Below are 16455 nucleotides of genomic sequence, written 5' to 3' on the forward strand. Positions count from 1 at the left end.
CGATGCCCCCGTTACGCGACTTCGGCGATCAGTTCGATCTCGACGCACGCGCCGAGCGGAATCTGCGCGACGCCGAACGCCGAACGCGCGTGCTTGCCGGCGTCGCCGAACACCTCGGCGATCAGTTCCGACGCACCGTTCGTCACGACGTGCTGTTCGGTGAAGTCGAGCGTCGAGTTGACGAGGCTCATCAGCTTCACGATGCGCGTGACCTTGTTCAGGTCGCCCGTGTGCGCGTGCAGCGTCGCGAGCAGGTCGATCGCGATCGCGCGCGCAGCCGCCTTGCCGTCTTCCGTCTGCAGGTCCGCGCCGAGCTTGCCGGCCCAGACCTTGCCGTCCTTCTTCGCAATGTGGCCCGACAGGTAGACCGTGTTGCCGCTTTGCGCGCTCATCACGTAGGCGGCGGCCGGTGCGCCGGCGGTCGGGAGCTCGATGCCGAGCGACTTCAGCTTGTCGTAGACGTTAGCCATGGATTCGATTCCTCGTGGATCGTAGAGAGTCGTGACAGGGAAAAAGCGGATCAGAGACGCTCGCGCAGCAGCTTGCCGAGGCGCGCGACGCCTTCCTCGATCTTCTCCGGCGGCACCGTCACGAACGACAGGCGCAGCGTGTTCTGCTGCGGGTCGTTCGCGAAGAACGGCGCGCCCGGCACGAAGGCGACGTGGTTGGCGACCGCGGCCTCGAGCAGCTTCATGCTGTCGATCTGCGCGGGCAGGTTCACCCAGATGAACATGCCGCCGTCCGGGCGGTTCCACGTGACGCCTTCCGGCATGTGGCGCGCGAGCGACGCGAGCATCGCCTCGCATTGCGCGCCGTACAGCTGGCGGATCGTCGGGATGTGCTCGTCGAGGAAGCCGTCCTTGATCACTTCGTGCGCGATGCGCTGCGTGAGCGTCGGCGTGTGCAGGTCGGTGGCCTGCTTGGCCTGCACGAGCTTGAAGTGGAGTTCCTCGGGGGCAATGATGTAGCCGATCCGCAGGCCCGGCGCGAGCACCTTCGAGAACGTGCCGAGGTGCACGATATGGTCGGGCGCCATCGACAGCATCGTCGGCAGCGGCTCGCCCTGGTAGTTCAGTGCGCCGTACGGGTCGTCTTCCAGCACCGGGAACGGGCTCGACTGCGCGAACGCGGCGAGCGCGCGGCGGCGCTCGACGGGCAGGCGGCGGCCGGTCGGGTTCTGGAAGTTCGGCTGCGCGTACAGCAGGCGCGCGCCTTGCGTGAGCGCGGGCGTGAGGCCTTCGGGCAGCAGGCCCTGCTCGTCGGTCGGCACCTGCACGTAGCGCGGCTCGTACAGCGAGAACGACTGCAGCGCGCCGAGGTAGGTCGGGGTTTCGACGAGGATCGGGCTGTCCGGATCGATCAGCGCCTTGCCGAGCAGGTCGAGCGCCTGCTGCGAGCCGGTCGTGATCAGCACCTGCGACACGCGCACGCTGTAGCGCTCGGCGATCCATTCGCGCAGCGGCAGGTAGCCTTCGGTCGCGCTGTACTGGAGTGCGGCGGCGGGCGCATCGCGCAGCACGCGGTCGGCCGCGGCGCGCATGCGCTCGGCCGGGAACGTCGCGGGAGCGGGCAGGCCGCCTGCGAACGAGATGACCTCGGGGCGTTCCGTGACCTTCAGGATCTCGCGGATCGCAGAGCTCGTCAGCTTGCGGGCGCGTTCGGAAAGCTGCCAGTGCGGCGGATGCAGGTCGCTCGGATTCATAGTCTCCTCGTTCGGATATCGTGGTCAGTCAAGAAAGGTCGGTCAGGCAGATTGCGTCGACGCAGCCGGGTGGGCGTGCGGGAGCGCGATCGGGCCGTCGCGGCCGGGTGGGCAAAACCGTTCAGGCAAAACGGACATTATGGCGCACCTCATCAACCGGCGCGAGCGGGACGCGGGGCCGTGGCCACCGCCGAGCGCCGGCCGAGCATCACGGTCGCGATCACGGCGGCCGCGAACAGCCAGGTCGACGGCATCACCGTTTCGCCGAACAGCAGCGCGGAAAAGGCGATCGTGAAGAAGATCTGCAGCAGTTGCACCTGGCCGACGCGCGCGATGCCGCCCATGGCGAGCCCCGCGTACCACGCGAAAAAGCCGATGAATTGCGAAAAGAGGGTCACGTAGCCGAACGCGAGCCACGTGCGCAGCGCGAGCGGGGCAGGGTGCGCGGCGTGCTGCGTCCATGCGAGCCAGCCGACCGGCAGCACGAGGAACGGCGCGGACACGACGAGCGCCCAGCAGATCACCTGCCAGCCGCCGATCTGGCGCGCGAGGCGCGCGCCTTCCGCATAGCCGAGCGCGCCGATGCCGACCGCGACGAGCATCAGCGCGTCGCCGGCCTGCACCGTCCCGCCGCCGTCGCGCAGCGCGAACGCGATCACCAGCGCGCTGCCGGCCAGCGCACTGGCCCAGAACGCCTTCGACGGCCGTTCATGCGACAGCCACGCCGCGTACAGCGCGACGAACAGCGGCTGCAGGCCGTTGACGACCGCGCCGTGCGACGCCGGCACGGTCTTCATCGCCCACGCGGAGAACACCGGATACGCGATGATCACGCCGGCCGACACGACCGCGAGGCTTTTCAGTTGCGCGCGGGTCGGCAGCCGTTCGCGGCGCCACCACAGCAGCAGGCCGGCCGGCACCGACGCGGCGAGCGCGCGGCCGAGCCCGTTCAGCAGCGGGTTGAGTTCGGAGACGACGATACGCGTCATCGGCAGCGTGAGGCTGAAGATCATCACGCCGATGAGGCCGAGCAGCATGCCCCGGGTTTCGCGCGAATTCATGGACTGGGTGTCTCCGTATTGCAGGGTTCGGGTAATCGAAAGGGCGCCGGGGCGGTCAGCGCAGCGTGCGTGCGCCCTGCGGCGTGTCGAATTCGGCGACGAGCGCCGGCGGGCCGTCGCCGGTGTCGAGGTCGAGCAGATGGCCGGCGCCGAGCCAGTCGAGCTGCTCGCGGACGGCATCCGCACGCGGGTGGACGCCCTTGAGCGCCTTCAGCGCGACGCCGTTGTCCGGCAGCGATTCGGCCGGATGGCGCGGGCTGTCCCACTGGATCAGCGACGGCACGAGGCCGTCGCCGGCGCCTTGCCATGCGGGGAACGCGCCGTCGTCGGGCACCGTGAGGCCCCAGCTCAGGTCGCCGCGCCGCATCGCGACGACCGGTGCGATGCGCGTCGGGTACTGGCTTTGCCACAGCGCGAGCCGGCGCGGGCGGTCGACGCGCGCGACCCAGTGCGCGAGGAACGGGCCCTGCGCGAGCCGCGCGTGCATCGCCGGATCGTCGAGGCCGAACAGCCGCGCGCGCGGCGGCGTGGCGTCGTCGCCTGCCATGGGCGCGTCGGGATCGATCGCGATCACTTCGAGGTACAGCCCGCCCCACGCGCCGAACAGCGCGTTGTGGGTGCGCATCAGCGGATGGCGGCCGCCGCCGGCCGGTTCGATGCCGAGCGCGTCGGCGACGTGGCGCACGCCTTCGTCGAGCGTACGCGCGGCGATCACGAGATGGTCGAGGGTCAGGGAGCGGGCTGGCATGAACGTCGGTCGGGAAGCGAAAGTGTCATGGTGGGCGGGCGACGCGCGGGACGGTTGGGCGGCCGACCGGTGTCCGGCCGCGAATGCAGGCCGGACGGGGCTGCGCCGCATACGGCAGGGCCGGAACGGCGGCCGCACGATCGCCATTCCGGTCAACTGTAATCGTCGGCACCGGCACAGTAACGGTACAATCGGCGCGATAGCCTTCGGTACAGTTGGAGCCGCCGCCCATGTCCACCGTCCCACTCGCCCAGATTCCCGCGCCGCACGATACGGCCACGCTCACGCTCGTCGACCAGCTCGTCCAGTGGGCGCGGCGCCGCATCGACGAACGCGTGTTCCGGCCCGGCATGCGGATGCCGTCGATCCGCAAGCTCGCGCTCGACAAGAGCGTGTCGCGCTTCACCGTGGTGGAAGCGTACGAACGGCTCGTCGCGCAGGGCTACCTCGACTCGCGGCGCGGCTCGGGCTTTTACGTGCGCGAGCGCACGGCCACCGGCCCGCTGCCGGCCGACAACGTGGTGCGCGTGGCCGAGGCCGCGCCGGTGCACAACACGATCGACGTGGTCTGGCTGCTGCGCAACATGCTGCATACCGCCAGCCCGGAAAAAGGGCCGGGTCTCGGCTACCTGCCGGGCCGCTGGCTCGACGGCGAGCTGATCACCGGTGCGCTGCGCGCGCTCGGGCGCCAGTCCGGCGCGCAGATGCTCGGTTTCGGCACCGCGCAGGGTTTCCTGCCGCTGCGCCAGCAGCTGCAGACGCGGCTCGCGGAAGTCGAGATCGGCGCGAAGCCCGAGCAGCTCGTGCTGGTGTCGGGCATCACGCAGGCGATCGACCTGATCTCGCGGATCTACGTGCGTCCCGGCGATGCGGTGATCGTCGGCGATCCCGCGTGGTTCCAGATGTTCGGCCGCTTCGCGTCGCAGGGCGCGCAACTGGTCGGGATGCCCTATACGCCGGACGGCCCCGATCTCGACGCGCTGGAAACGCTCGTGCAGATGTGGCGGCCGAAGATGCTCGTGATCAATTCGGTGCTGCAGAACCCGACCGGCACGTCGCTGTCGGCCGCGCAGGCGTTCCGGATCCTGAAGCTCGCGGAGGCGTACGATTTCCTCGTCGTCGAGGACGACGTGTACGGCGACCTGTGCCCGCCGAGCTATTCGGCCACGCGGCTCGCGAGCCTCGACCAGTTGAAGCGCGTGATCTACCTGGGCAGCTATTCGAAGACGCTCGCGGCGAATTTGCGGGTCGGCTATGTCGCCTGCGCGCCGGAGATCGCGAAGGCGGTCACCGACCAGAAGATGCTGGTCGGGATGACGACGCCGGAGCTCAACGAGCGCGTGTTGTACAAGATCCTGACCGAAGGGCACTACCGGCGCCACGTCGAGCGGCTGCGCGCGCGGCTCGACGGCGTGCGCGACAAGACCGCGCGCATGCTCGAGCGTACCGGGCTGCGGCTCTTCACGATGCCGGCGGCCGGGATGTTCCTGTGGGCCGACACGGGCGTCGATTCGGATGCGCTCGCGGCCGCCGCGCACGAGGAAGGCTTCCTGCTGACGCCGGGGAGCCTGTTCTCGCCGCAGCAGTCGTCGTCGACATGGACGCGCTTCAATGTCGCGAACTGCGGCGATCCGGCGCTGCCGGGGTTTCTCGCGCGCTATATCGAATCGGCGGCGCGGCGCGCGTCGTGACGCCGGGCGGCACGCCGCCCTTGAAATGCGCTCGCCCGTCCCCAGATACCCGCGCAAACCGCCTGCGCCAGGCGGTCGTCCTTGACGGGCCCGCCGGCATCGCGCGCCGGCGCACCCGCGCTACACCATTCAAGTTCAAGTAAGAGGAAACAGCATCCATGGCACACGAAACGATGAGCTTTCAGGCAGAGGTCAAGCAACTCCTCCACCTGATGATTCATTCGCTCTACAGCAACAAGGAAATCTTCCTGCGCGAACTGGTGTCGAACGCGTCCGACGCGGCCGACAAGCTGCGTTTCGAAGGGCTCGCGGACAACGCGCTGTACGAGAACGATCCGAACCTGCGCATCCGCATCGGCTTCGACAAGGCGGTACGCACGATCACGATCGAGGACAACGGCATCGGCATGAGCCGCGACGAGGCGATCGCGAACCTCGGCACGATCGCGCGTTCGGGCACCAAGGAATTCTTCACGAAGCTGTCCGGCGACCAGCAGAAGGATGCGGCGCTGATCGGCCAGTTCGGCGTCGGCTTCTACTCGGGCTTCATCGTCGCGGACAGGATCACCGTCGAGACGCGCCGCGCCGGCCTGCCGGCGAACGAAGCCGTGCGCTGGGAAAGCGCGGGCGAGGGCGATTTCACGATCGACGCGATCGAGCGCGCGCAGCGCGGCACGAAGATCACGCTGCACCTGCGCGAAGGCGAGGACGAGCTGCTGTCGTCGCACCGCCTGAAGTCGATCATCCAGAAGTATTCCGATCACATCGCGCTGCCGATCCTGATGCAGAAGGAAGAGTGGGATCAGGAAAAGGGCGAGATGGTCCTGAAGGACGAGGACGAGACGGTCAACCAGGCGAGCGCACTGTGGACGCGTTCGAAGAGCGACGTCACCGACGAACAGTACACGCAGTTCTACCAGCACATCGCGCACGACCACCAGGATCCGCTCACGTGGACCCACAACCGCGTCGAGGGCCGCAGCGAATACACGCAGCTGCTGTTCGTGCCGGCGCACGCGCCGTTCGACCTGTGGAACCGCGACTACCGCGGCGGCCTGAAGCTGTACGTGAAGCGCGTGTTCATCATGGACGACGCCGAGCAGCTGTTGCCGCAATACCTGCGCTTCGTGAAGGGCGTCGTCGATTCGGCCGACCTGCCGCTCAACGTATCGCGTGAAATCCTGCAGGAAAGCCGTGACGTGAAGGCGATCCGCGAAGGCGTGACCAAGCGCGCGCTGTCGATGCTCGAGGAGCTCGCGAACGCGGAAGAGGATGCCGGCAAGGAGAAGTACAAGACGTTCTGGAGCGCGTTCGGCCAGGTGCTGAAGGAAGGCCTTGGCGAGGATCACGCGAACCGCGAGCGCATCGCGAAGCTGCTGCGCTTCGCGTCGACGCACGGCGACACCAACGCGCAGGACGTGTCGCTCGCCGACTACGTGTCGCGCATGAAGCCCGAGCAGAGCAAGATCTACTACGTGACCGCCGATACGTGGCAGGCCGCGAAGAACAGCCCGCACCTGGAGGTGTTCCGCAAGAAGGGTGTCGAGGTGCTGCTGCTGACCGATCGCGTCGACGAATGGATGCTGTCGTTCCTGCACGAGTTCGACGGCAAGCCGCTCGCGAGCGTGGCGCGCGGCGATCTCGACCTCGGCGAGCTGAACGACGAGGAAAAGAAGGCGCAGGAGCAGGCGGGCGAGGCAATCAAGCCGGTCGTCGAGAAGATGAAGGAAGCGCTCGGCGACAAGGTGAAGGAAGTGCGCGTCACGTTCCGCCTGACCGATTCGCCGTCGTGCCTCGTCGCCGACGACAACGACATGAGCGGCTATCTGCAGCGGATGCTGAAGGCGGCCGGCCAGAACGCGCCGGCGATGCAGCCGATCCTCGAAATCAATCCGGAGCATGCGCTGGTGAAGCAGCTGAACGCCGATAGCGCCAACTTCGGCGACTGGTGCCATCTGCTGTTCGACCAGGCGTTGCTGGCCGAAGGCGGGATGCTCGACGATCCGGCGAGCTTCGTGAAGCGGACCAACGCGCTGCTGCTGTCGCGCACCGCGTGAACACGCGAATGCGATTCGACGGCGCACGGGCGGGCTGGCGCGACACGCCCCGGCCCGGCTGCACGCTCGACCAGCGCGACTGGCTCACGCGCGGCGGTTCGCTGACCGCGCATCTCGCGCGGCTTGGCAGCGTGAGCGTGCGCGTGACGCGCGAGGCCGTCGACTGTCCGTGGTTCGACGAGCCGGACGCGCTCGACAGTGCGCCGCGCGCGCCGATGTGGGTTCGCGAGGTGATCCTGTCGGTCGACGGCACGCCGTACGTCGCCGCGCACAGCATCGCGCCGCTCGCGGCCAGCAAGGGCGTGTGGCAGGCGATGCGGCGGCTGCGCACGCGGCCGCTCGCGGAGCTGCTGTACAGCGATCCGCAGGTCGAGCGCTCCGCGCTCGTCAGCCGGCGCGTGATCGCAGGTCATCCGCTGTATGCGCTCGCGAGCCATGCGCTCGGCGCGGGCGTGCGCGCGCCGCATGCGTTCGCCGCGCGGCGCTCGGTGTTCCAGCGGCGCGGCAAGCCGCTGATGGTCACCGAATGCATGTTGCCCGCGCTGTGGCGCCATCTCGATGCGCACGGCGACGGGCCGCGCTCCGTCGGACCGCGCGGAGCAGCGTGATGCTGCAAGGCTTTCCGCCGGTCGTCGGGCCGCATACGCATACGATGATTCTCGGCAGCTTTCCGGGCGAGGCGTCGCTCGATGCCGCGCAGTACTACGCGCATCCGCGCAACCAGTTCTGGCGGTTGCTCGGTGCGGTGCTCGGCGAACCCGGGCTGCACGAACTCGTGTATGACGCGCGGCTCGAACGCGTGCTTGCGCACGGCATCGGCATCTGGGACGTGCTCGATGCATGCCATCGCAAAGGCAGTCTCGATTCGGCGATCCGGAATGCGAAGCCGAACGACTTTGCTTCGTTGCGCGAGCATGCGCCGTTGCTGAAGAAAGTCTGCTTCAACGGCAAGACGGCAGGGCGGTTTGCCGATGTGATCGGCGCGGCGGGTTATGAAACGCTCGTGTTGCCTTCGTCGAGTCCGGCGAATGCGACGTTGTCGTTCGAACAGAAACTGGTGCTCTGGCGCGCCCTTCGCACCTGAGGCGCGCCGGATTCCGAGTATCCGGTGAAGCGGTATCAGGTGGGCGGCGGCAGGTGCCTGGCGCCCCTGGCCGCGGCAATGCGACCTTGTGCAGCGACGAGTTGGTCGTCGGTGGTCGCCACCAGCCACAGACGTGCGTGCTCCTCGATCCGGCGGTTGTGGTCCTTCAACGGACCCATCGCGGCAGCGGCCTTCCAGACCACCGGGCCGATTCGGCTACTCCTGCCCGACGGCGCGCCTACCAGCAGGCAGTAAGGTCCCAGCGGAAGCGATACGAACGGAAGTGCCGGACTGGCGCTCACGCGCCAGTCGATGAACGGTGTGTCGCTGATCAGCAGCGGCGTGGGCAAGCCGTAGAGCACACTGAAATCGTACAGCGCCAGCTGCTCTCGCATGGCGACGTAAATTCGACGGATGTCGTCGACAACCGCCGCGCGGATCTCGTCGTCGAACATGGCTTCCTGCGCGTAGCGGGCAAACGCCTGTCGAGCCTCCCGTTGATACGCGCTGAACAGGCCGATCTCCACGCAGTCCTGCACCGCGCGCTGAACCTCCGCTACAGAACCGGCTTCCCCTGGCGTGCCTAGTTGCGCAGCCCGCAAAAAGCGGGCAAGTCCTTCCTCGTGGATCGCAGGACCCTCCGCGGATGCGTCGTCGTCAGTGTTCATGCCCAGCGGCACGTAGATATATTTCTCGGCAGCGAAATGCGATTTCTTGCCTGCATCGAACTTGATTTCGCCATCGACGCAGTCGAGATAGCGCGTCCCGATTCGGCCGTGCTCCCAAACCCAATTCTTCAGGAACGGACGGAGTGGATGCAGTCTGTCGTGATCGGCCATCGCAACCTCCAGGTTTCCGTGTATGAGCCATTCCGGCAACGCGCCGCACCCTCCGCGCCGTCGCAGGGGCCCGCACTACAACGCGAGCGTACCCAGCTCCTCATAAGTACGATGCAGCCAGACCTTGACGCGCTGCCGCTCCAGCAAGCCGAGCCCCGTGGCGGCGCGGTCGGGATGATTGACCGCCGCCCAGAAGCTCGCGCTTTGACGATCGATCTTCTGCATCGTCGTGTCGGGCAGGCGGCGCAGCGTAATCACGCTGGCGCCGAGGGCCTCGGCCCGCTCGCGTTCGCCGGACGCCTCCAGAATCTCGAAGCGATCGCCGCGGACTTCATTCAGTACCAGCACCAGCCTGATGCGTCCACCGAATTCGTCGAGCCAATGCCGCAGCAGATCGACCGAATCGCGTCCGGTGTCCATCACGTGCCACCACGTCAACGTGAGGCCGTGTTCTTCGGCAAAATCCAGCACGTCCGAATCGTCGAGCCATCTTGCGAGCGACTGCCGCGTCTGGGCCGCGAGGTCGACCAGTATGCGCCGCTGCGGATCTTCGAGCGCCGATTCCATGACCGGATCGAGGCTGTCATGCTGGTCGAGCACGGCAGGCGCGGCAAAATCGGCATAGAACCGCAGTAGCGCGCCGTGCGATCGGTCGGTATCGAAGCCCATGAAGGGCACGCTCCGATCGATGAAATACTGGGCCAGCACACGGGCGGCGAGCGATTTGCCGACGCCGCCTTTTTCCCCGCCGATGAAGTGGATGTGACTCATGATTACGAAATCCCGTGTGATGGAGCCGGTATGGCCGGAACGGATGTTGGCAGGCTTCGATGACGTTACGGCGTATCAGGTCACGTCGAAAGAAAATGCAGGTGCGACAGCAGCATGCTGTCTGATCGACGCCGATGTCAAACTGAACAAAATGGCAGCGCCAGCATGCGCCATCTCTGAAGCGTGACCCTAGAAGCGCTCGACGCGCACCTCGACCGAGTCCTTGGGCACGGTCAGGAGCGTGCGGTCGAGCAGGGCCTCCGCGGGCGCGGTGCCGTCCGGGTTCAGCGGCCTTACTTTGTTGAACACCACGCAAAAAAGCTCCGGCGTGACGGTGGCTGACGCATAGCCCTGTGCGTCGTGGTCGGCGTGGCGCAGATCGGGGTTGTTCGTCGTCAGGAAGGTGTCGAGTTTGGCCGGGGTGGAGGCCAGCGATGCAAACGGCGTGCCGCTCCATGCGGCTTTCAGGTAGGAATAGAAGGACGCGCTGCTGATGCCTGCGCAGACGAAGTCGACGGCCACGGGCGTGCCTTTTGCAGGGTCGGGGTCGTCCCGCACGACGCCGCACTGAAACGCATGCAGGTCCCCGCTGATCGCGACGACGTTGCGGATTCCCTGCTCGTTCAGGTATGAGAGCAGTTCGTGCTTGTGCGCCGGATAGCCGTCCCATGCGTCGCAATCGACCACGAGGCGTGCTGCCGGTGTCTGCGGCGCGCCTGGCATCACGGCCCACAGACGGTTCAACATCACCTCGTTGCCCCACACCTTCCAGGTCGCGGGCGAACCTTTCATCGTGGCCTTCCACCATTGCGTCTGCTCCGGGCCGAGCATCGACGGCGCGCGACCAAGCTGCGCGGCAGCCTGCGCCTCCAGGCGCTGCAGCACACCCTGGTTGACGAAGTAGCGCGAGCCGGCTGCGTCGTCGCCGTTGACCGGGTCGTGCCCGCGTGTACGCGCGACAGACGCCTCGCTGACGACATGGTCGTCGCGATACAGCCGCTCGTCCGTCATCACGAGATGCATCAGCGTGCCGAAGCGAAATTCGCGATAGATACGAATGTTGGTGTACGACGGATTGTCCGGTTCGAAGCGCACGTCGCTCCAGTCCACCGGCATGTACTCCGCCCACGCGCGACTGGCGTTGCGGCGGCGCTGCGTCTCCTGCCTTTCCTCGTTGGTGTAGACCTGGTGATCCTGCCAGCAGTCGTCGGAAAATTCGTGGTCGTCCCATATCGCGATCATCGGCAGGCGCTGGTGCAGCGTCTGCAAGCGCGCGTCGGTACGATAAGTGCGATAGAGCGTCCGATAGTCTTCGAGCGTATCGGCATACACGCGGCCATCGGCGAGCGGCTTTCCGTCAGGCAGGCGCAGCGGCGGGTGCGCCGCCTCGACCGTGCCGGGTCTCGAGGCCCCAACCGTCTCATAGATGTAATCGCCCACATGCACGACGAAATCGAGATCGCTTTCGGCTGCCAGCAGGCGCATGGCTTGCCAGTGATTGATGCTCCAGTCCTGGCAGGTGAGCCATGCGAAGCGAACGCGGTGGTTGGCCTCGTCGGCATCCGGAGCCGTGCGCGCGACGCCGGTGGCACTCACGTCGCCGCCGGCGACGAACCGGTAGTGGTACGTGAGATTCGGTGCGAGCTGCGTTACCTTCGCGCGCACGGTGAAGTCATAGGTGGCGCGTGCTCCCAACGGGACGCTGGCGACGAGCGTCGAGAAATCCGGCCGCGTCGATACTTCGAGTCGTAACGGGATCGTGTGCGCGACGCCTTTCGCGCGGTGCCGCGCGTTCTCGGCGACGGGCACGCAGCGCGTCCAGAACACGACGGAGCGATCGCGCGGATCACCGCTGGCGACGCCTTGCGGGAACCGATACCTGCCCTTGCGCGCGGTGCCGGCAGATCGGGCCGACAGCGGAACGACGAGCGTACCGGTGGCTGCCGCAACCGTGAAAAAGGTCGACGACTTGAGGAAATGGCGGCGATCCATCGATCCTCCCGATCGACATACCAAGGATGCCAGGAGAGGAGCGTCGCGACGCAGCAGTACGCGATCGCGTCGCTCGCCCTGCAATCCGGAACATCGGCACGACGTTGCCGTCAGGCGGCGAATACGACTTCGATGTGCCCTTCGACTTCGGACTGACGGTCAGGCCCGACGACGATCTGCACGTCGCGTCCGAGCTTCGCCAGACATTCGAGCATCTTCGTTTCGCTCACGCCGCGAAACTGCCCGCGCAGCATGTTCGACAGCTTCGGCTGCGTCATGCCGAGCAACCGGGCCGCCTGCTGCTGCGTCCATTTGCGTGCCTTGATGATCTCCGCGATCTTGGCGGCGAGTTGAGCCTTCACGCGCATTTCGTCGGCATCGCGCATGCCCAGATCAGCGTAGACGTTCCCGCTGCCCGGTTCGATTTCGATCATCGTCTTGCTCCTTGTGCGTGTGCTTCGGCTGCTTTCAGGCGTGCGCGGACGAGATCGCCGTCCGGCTTCGGCGTCGCGATGCCGCACGATGATTTCTTCTGGAAGCAGTGCAGCACGTAGACGCTGCTCCCGAGCTTCACCGTGTAGACGGCGCGGTACGTGCCGTTGTCTTCCGATTCCACGATCTCGAGCACGCCGGCCGATCCGAACCCTCGCAACGGTTTCGCCTGCTCGTGCTTGCGTCCGGTCTGCGCCAGATAGAGCGCATAACCGAACGTGTCCTGCACGGCTTCGGGCATCGCTTTGAGGTCCTTGCGCGCCGAACCGAGCCAGTACAGCGGTTTGATGTACGGATCCATCGATGAATTTATCCCTATTTGGGTATATTTTCAAGGTGCGCGCAGGAACCCGGTGCGACCGTTCGCATGCGGTGTGAGGGCGGGGCAGGCTGGAGGTGAACGCCGACGGGCGATGCCGGCGGCACCGCGGTGCGTGTTGACGAAGGCGAGCGCGCGCGTGATCTTCCGGCCGATGGCCGTTCCTTCACATCTTTGCGTCGCGGGGAGGCCGGGGCAATTCAGCCGTTCGACAGAGGGCGATCGATTTGGGGCGATGACGGCGGGAAGCGGGTTGTTCGTTGCCGAAGAACGGCGATCGTACGTGCGTGCGTGTCGCGCCGGACGATCAATCGTCCTTGCCCCATCGCCACCCGGGCTTCTCGCCCTTGAGCCAGCAAACGGCAGTCAGCAGCGCGACCAGTACCACGATGCAGGCACCGTATGCGATCGGCGATTGGTGCGGCGGCACCAGCCACGCGCTCGCGATGATCCCGGTCGCGAACAGCAGCAGCACGACCCAACCTTGCCATGCGACAGGCAAACCCCATCCCCAGCCGTTGCGCTTCGCGGGAAACCAGATCTTCTTGCCGTTCGAGGTCATGCGTCCTCCTTCGATCAATGAACGCGGCGTAGCGCCAACGGCGCGGTGAAGTCGAAGTCGTGCATCACCAGGCGTTCGGTACGGTTCCCACCGCCACCAATGCTATCCTCTCGTCCGCTCATCCAGCGTCACCCAGCGAGATTCAATCATGACCCGACTGATCAAGCGCGCGTCCGCCGAGGCGCGCGCGTTCAAAAAACGCAAGCCGTCCGCCTACAACGGCTCCGAACAGCTCCAGCCGCCGCGCGTGAAGCGCCGCCCGGAGATCGACGAACACGACGACGTGCCCGTCCTCGACGCACCGCGCAAGCCGCGCTTCGCGCCCGTCACGTTCTCGGAAGAGCGCGGCGTGCGCTTCCTGCACTTCGGTACCGAATGGGTGCAGGGCGCGATGCGGATTTCGAAGCCGCTCGCCATCGAGCTCGAATACGCGCAGCAGATGATGGCGTGGCTGCTGTTCCTCGAAACGCCCGAGCGGATCGTCCAGCTCGGGCTCGGCACCGGCGCGCTGACGAAGTTCTCGCACCGCTTCCTGCCGCACGCGAAGGTCGAGGCCGTCGAACTGAACCCGGCCGTGATCGTCGCCGCACGCACGATGTTCGCGCTGCCGCCCGACGACGCACGCCTCGTCGTGCACGAAGCCGACGCGTGGGACTTCGTCAACGATCCGGCCAACCGCGGCACGACGGGCGCACTGCAGATCGACCTGTACGACGCGACCGCACGCGGCCCGGTGCTCGACAGCGTCGCGTTCTATCGCGCGGTGCGCGGCTGCCTCGCCGACGCGGGCATCGCGACGATCAACCTGTTCGGCGACCATCCGAGCTTCGTGCGCAACATGAAGCACCTGAACGCGGCGTTCGACCATCGCGTGATCGCGCTGCCCGAAGTGCACGACGGCAACCGGATCGCGATCGCGTTCTCGGGCCCCGCGCTCGACGTGTCGTTCGCGCAGCTGGAAGCCCGCGCGAAACTGATCGAGGACACGCTGAAGCTGCCCGCGCGCAAGTGGGTGAAAGCTTTGAAAGAAACGATCGGCGCACGCGAATCCTCGTTCGCGATCTGACGCTCATGCGCCGGCCGCATGCCGGTGCAACCGCATGACTGGGGGCGGATCACCTCGGGTTCGCCCCCGCTTGACCGCGCGTTCGCGGCTCCTATACTGGCGCGAAGCCAGGGGAGCCGCAGCTTACCCGTTTTGCCGCTCCTCTCGCCGCCGCACCCGCTTGACAAGATCGATAACCGGGAAAGATGAGGAGACGTCATGGCTCACGATGCCGACGCCAATCGGGCCGCCAAGCGCTGGCTCTGGCTGCTGGTACTACCGCTGATCGCGATGGTGTGGGTACCGTCGTACAGCAAGATCGAACCGCAATGGTTCGGATTTCCGTTCTTCTACTGGTACCAGCTCCTTTGGGTCTTCATTAGCGCGGTGATTACCGCGTTCGTCTATTTCAAGACCAAGAACGCGTGGAAGGCGAGCGGCCCGCAGGGAGGTGCGCGATGAATCTCGGCGCGACCTTCGTTTTCGTGCTCCTGTTCATCGGTGTCACGATCATCGGTTTCCTGGCCGCCAACTGGCGGCGCGGCGATCTCGCCCATCTCGACGAATGGGGCCTCGGCGGCCGCCGCTTCGGCACGATCGTCACGTGGTTCCTGCTCGGCGGCGACCTCTACACGGCCTATACGTTCGTCGCGGTGCCCGCGCTCGTGTTCGGCGCCGGCGCGATGGGCTTCTTCGCGCTGCCGTACACGATCCTGATCTACCCGTTCGCGTTCGTCGTGTTCCCGAAGCTGTGGAGCATCGCGAAGCGTCACGGCTACGTGACGGCCGCCGACTTCGTGAACGCACGCTACGGCAGCCGGATGCTCGCGCTCGCGATCGCGGTGACGGGCATCCTCGCGACGATGCCCTACATCGCGCTGCAGCTCGTCGGCATCGAAGTCGTGATCGGCGCGCTCGGCTTCGACACGACGGGCTTCGTCGGCGACCTGCCGCTGATCATCGCGTTCGCGATCCTCGCCGCGTACACGTACACGTCGGGGCTGCGCGCGCCCGCGATGATCGCGATCGTGAAGGACATCCTGATCTACATCACGATCGCCGCGGCGGTCATCGTGATCCCGGCGAAGCTCGGCGGCTTCGGCCACATCTTCGCGAGCGTGCCGCCCGCGAAGCTGCTGCTGAAGGCGCCGGACGCGGCGAGCCTGAACGGCTACAGCGCGTACGTGACGCTCGCGATCGGCTCGGCGCTCGCGCTGTTCCTGTATCCGCACTCGGTCACGGCGATCCTGTCGTCGTCGTCCGGCAACTCGATCCGCCGCAACATGGCGATGCTGCCCGCGTACTCGTTCGTGCTCGGCCTGCTCGCGCTGCTCGGCTACATGGCGCTTGCAGCGGGCGTGAAGGACATGCCGCAGTACGCGCCGTACTTCAAGGCGTTCGGCCCGAACTTCGCGGTGCCCGCGCTGTTCCTCGAGTATTTCCCGTCGTGGTTCGTCGGCGTCGCGTTCGCGGCGATCGGCATCGGCGCGCTGGTGCCGGCGGCGATCATGTCGATCGCGGCCGCGAACCTCTATACGCGCAACATCCACCGCGAGTTCATCAACCGCGACATGACGCACGACCAGGAGACGCACGTCGCGAAGCTCACGTCGCTGATCGTGAAGGTCGGCGCGGTCGCGTTCATCCTCGGGCTGCCGCTCACCTATGCGATCCAGCTGCAGCTGCTCGGCGGGATCTGGATCATCCAGACGCTGCCCGCGATCGTGCTCGGCCTTTACACGCGGCTGCTCGACCATCGCGGCCTGCTGGCCGGCTGGGCGGCAGGCATCGTGTGCGGCACGTGGATGGCGGTGTCGCTGAAGCTCGCGAGCTCGATCTTCACGATCCACCTGTTCGGCCTCGCGATTCCCGGCTACGCGGCCGTGTGGTCGCTGGTCGTGAACCTGGTGGTGGCGGTGGCGGTGAGCGTGCTGGTGCGCGCGATGGGCATGGCGCATGCGGAGGATCGCACGCGGCCGGAGGACTATCTCGACGTCGTCGAGGGTTGATGCGGGCGGCGCGGCCGCGTGTCGCGGGCCGCGCATCGCGCAGCGGCAACGACGCCCGTCACTGCGAAGTGGCGGGCGTTTTC

The 16455-nt window shown here is 66.7% G+C and carries 18 protein-coding genes; 8 read left to right on the plus strand and 10 right to left on the minus strand.

The genetic code is table 11. From position 1 onward, the window contains the following. Nucleotides 1–11: 11 nt before the first annotated feature. The 4 genes from DIE12_RS13975 to DIE12_RS13990 form a co-directional block, all read right to left on the minus strand. Nucleotides 12–470, minus strand: a complete 459-nt coding sequence (locus DIE12_RS13975) for a RidA family protein (protein WP_034190720.1) — start codon at nt 468–470, stop codon at nt 12–14. 50 nt (nt 471–520) lie between these two features. Further along, on the minus strand, nt 521–1702 hold the full coding sequence (locus tag DIE12_RS13980; RefSeq protein WP_124487176.1) for a PLP-dependent aminotransferase family protein: 1182 nt from the start codon (nt 1700–1702) through the stop codon (nt 521–523). Between the two features lie 152 nt (nt 1703–1854). After that, complete coding sequence (locus tag DIE12_RS13985) at nt 1855–2763, minus strand: DMT family transporter (RefSeq protein ID WP_124521591.1); 909 nt, start codon at nt 2761–2763, stop codon at nt 1855–1857. A gap of 55 nt (nt 2764–2818) precedes the next feature. Continuing rightward, complete coding sequence (locus DIE12_RS13990; RefSeq protein ID WP_124521593.1) at nt 2819–3511, minus strand: VOC family protein; 693 nt, start codon at nt 3509–3511, stop codon at nt 2819–2821. Nucleotides 3512–3741: 230 nt separating this feature from the next. Between DIE12_RS13990 and DIE12_RS13995 the strand changes: the two genes are divergently transcribed. The 4 genes from DIE12_RS13995 to DIE12_RS14010 all read left to right on the plus strand — a co-directional run bounded on the left by DIE12_RS13995 (nt 3742) and on the right by DIE12_RS14010 (nt 8343). Further along, nucleotides 3742–5202 (plus strand): PLP-dependent aminotransferase family protein, encoded by a 1461-nt coding sequence (locus tag DIE12_RS13995; protein ID WP_124487178.1) that lies wholly within the window; start codon nt 3742–3744, stop codon nt 5200–5202. Between the two features lie 158 nt (nt 5203–5360). Further along, nucleotides 5361–7259 (plus strand): molecular chaperone HtpG, encoded by a 1899-nt coding sequence (gene htpG / locus DIE12_RS14000; RefSeq protein WP_124521595.1) that lies wholly within the window; start codon nt 5361–5363, stop codon nt 7257–7259. A gap of 8 nt (nt 7260–7267) precedes the next feature. After that, on the plus strand, nt 7268–7867 hold the full coding sequence (locus DIE12_RS14005; RefSeq protein WP_044846453.1) for a chorismate lyase: 600 nt from the start codon (nt 7268–7270) through the stop codon (nt 7865–7867). Next, nucleotides 7867–8343 carry a DNA-deoxyinosine glycosylase gene (locus DIE12_RS14010; RefSeq protein ID WP_044846432.1) on the plus strand — a complete coding sequence of 159 codons (477 nt, stop codon included), beginning with the start codon at nt 7867–7869 and terminating at the stop codon, nt 8341–8343. Before DIE12_RS14005 ends, DIE12_RS14010 begins: the two co-directional genes overlap by 1 nt. Before the next feature lie 35 nt (nt 8344–8378). Here DIE12_RS14010 and DIE12_RS14015 read toward each other — a convergent pair whose 3' ends face one another. Together DIE12_RS14015 and DIE12_RS14020 are read right to left on the minus strand one after the other, a co-directional pair. Beyond that, nucleotides 8379–9182, minus strand: a complete 804-nt coding sequence (locus DIE12_RS14015; protein ID WP_124487181.1) for a hypothetical protein — start codon at nt 9180–9182, stop codon at nt 8379–8381. A 75-nt stretch (nt 9183–9257) separates the two neighbouring features. Continuing rightward, the gene (locus DIE12_RS14020; RefSeq protein WP_039319584.1) at nt 9258–9953 is read right to left on the minus strand and encodes a mobilization protein; all 696 of its coding nucleotides are present in this window, start codon (nt 9951–9953) and stop codon (nt 9258–9260) included. On the opposite strand from DIE12_RS14020, the gene DIE12_RS14025 reads away from it, so the two are divergent. Beyond that, complete coding sequence (locus DIE12_RS14025) at nt 9952–10140, plus strand: hypothetical protein (protein ID WP_124521597.1); 189 nt, start codon at nt 9952–9954, stop codon at nt 10138–10140. The two genes, DIE12_RS14020 and DIE12_RS14025, sit on opposite strands and share 2 nt — an antisense overlap. A 2-nt stretch (nt 10141–10142) precedes the next feature. Here DIE12_RS14025 and DIE12_RS14030 read toward each other — a convergent pair whose 3' ends face one another. The 4 genes from DIE12_RS14030 to DIE12_RS14045 form a co-directional block, all read right to left on the minus strand. Beyond that, complete coding sequence (locus tag DIE12_RS14030; protein ID WP_124521599.1) at nt 10143–11945, minus strand: alkaline phosphatase; 1803 nt, start codon at nt 11943–11945, stop codon at nt 10143–10145. Between the two features lie 110 nt (nt 11946–12055). Then, nucleotides 12056–12379, minus strand: coding sequence for a helix-turn-helix domain-containing protein (locus DIE12_RS14035; protein WP_039319579.1), 324 nt, complete (start codon nt 12377–12379; stop codon nt 12056–12058). Next, nucleotides 12376–12738, minus strand: coding sequence for a type II toxin-antitoxin system RelE/ParE family toxin (locus DIE12_RS14040; protein ID WP_044846435.1), 363 nt, complete (start codon nt 12736–12738; stop codon nt 12376–12378). The genes DIE12_RS14035 and DIE12_RS14040 overlap by 4 nt, the downstream gene beginning before the upstream one ends. Before the next feature lie 325 nt (nt 12739–13063). Next, the gene (locus tag DIE12_RS14045; protein ID WP_124487184.1) at nt 13064–13318 is read right to left on the minus strand and encodes a hypothetical protein; all 255 of its coding nucleotides are present in this window, start codon (nt 13316–13318) and stop codon (nt 13064–13066) included. Nucleotides 13319–13466: 148 nt separating this feature from the next. On the opposite strand from DIE12_RS14045, the gene DIE12_RS14050 reads away from it, so the two are divergent. From DIE12_RS14050 to mctP, 3 genes are all read left to right on the plus strand, one after another. Further along, nucleotides 13467–14384: a spermidine synthase gene (locus tag DIE12_RS14050; protein ID WP_124487185.1), complete on the plus strand. Its 918-nt coding sequence runs from the start codon at nt 13467–13469 to the stop codon at nt 14382–14384. A gap of 198 nt (nt 14385–14582) precedes the next feature. Beyond that, nucleotides 14583–14825 carry a DUF3311 domain-containing protein gene (locus DIE12_RS14055; RefSeq protein WP_011657556.1) on the plus strand — a complete coding sequence of 81 codons (243 nt, stop codon included), beginning with the start codon at nt 14583–14585 and terminating at the stop codon, nt 14823–14825. Continuing rightward, nucleotides 14822–16372 carry a monocarboxylate uptake permease MctP gene (gene mctP, locus DIE12_RS14060; protein WP_044846438.1) on the plus strand — a complete coding sequence of 517 codons (1551 nt, stop codon included), beginning with the start codon at nt 14822–14824 and terminating at the stop codon, nt 16370–16372. Before DIE12_RS14055 ends, mctP begins: the two co-directional genes overlap by 4 nt. The last annotated feature ends 83 nt before the right edge of the window (nt 16373–16455 follow it).

It is taken from the genome of Burkholderia sp. Bp9015 (assembly GCF_003853505.1).
Classification (GTDB): Bacteria; Pseudomonadota; Gammaproteobacteria; order Burkholderiales; family Burkholderiaceae; genus Burkholderia.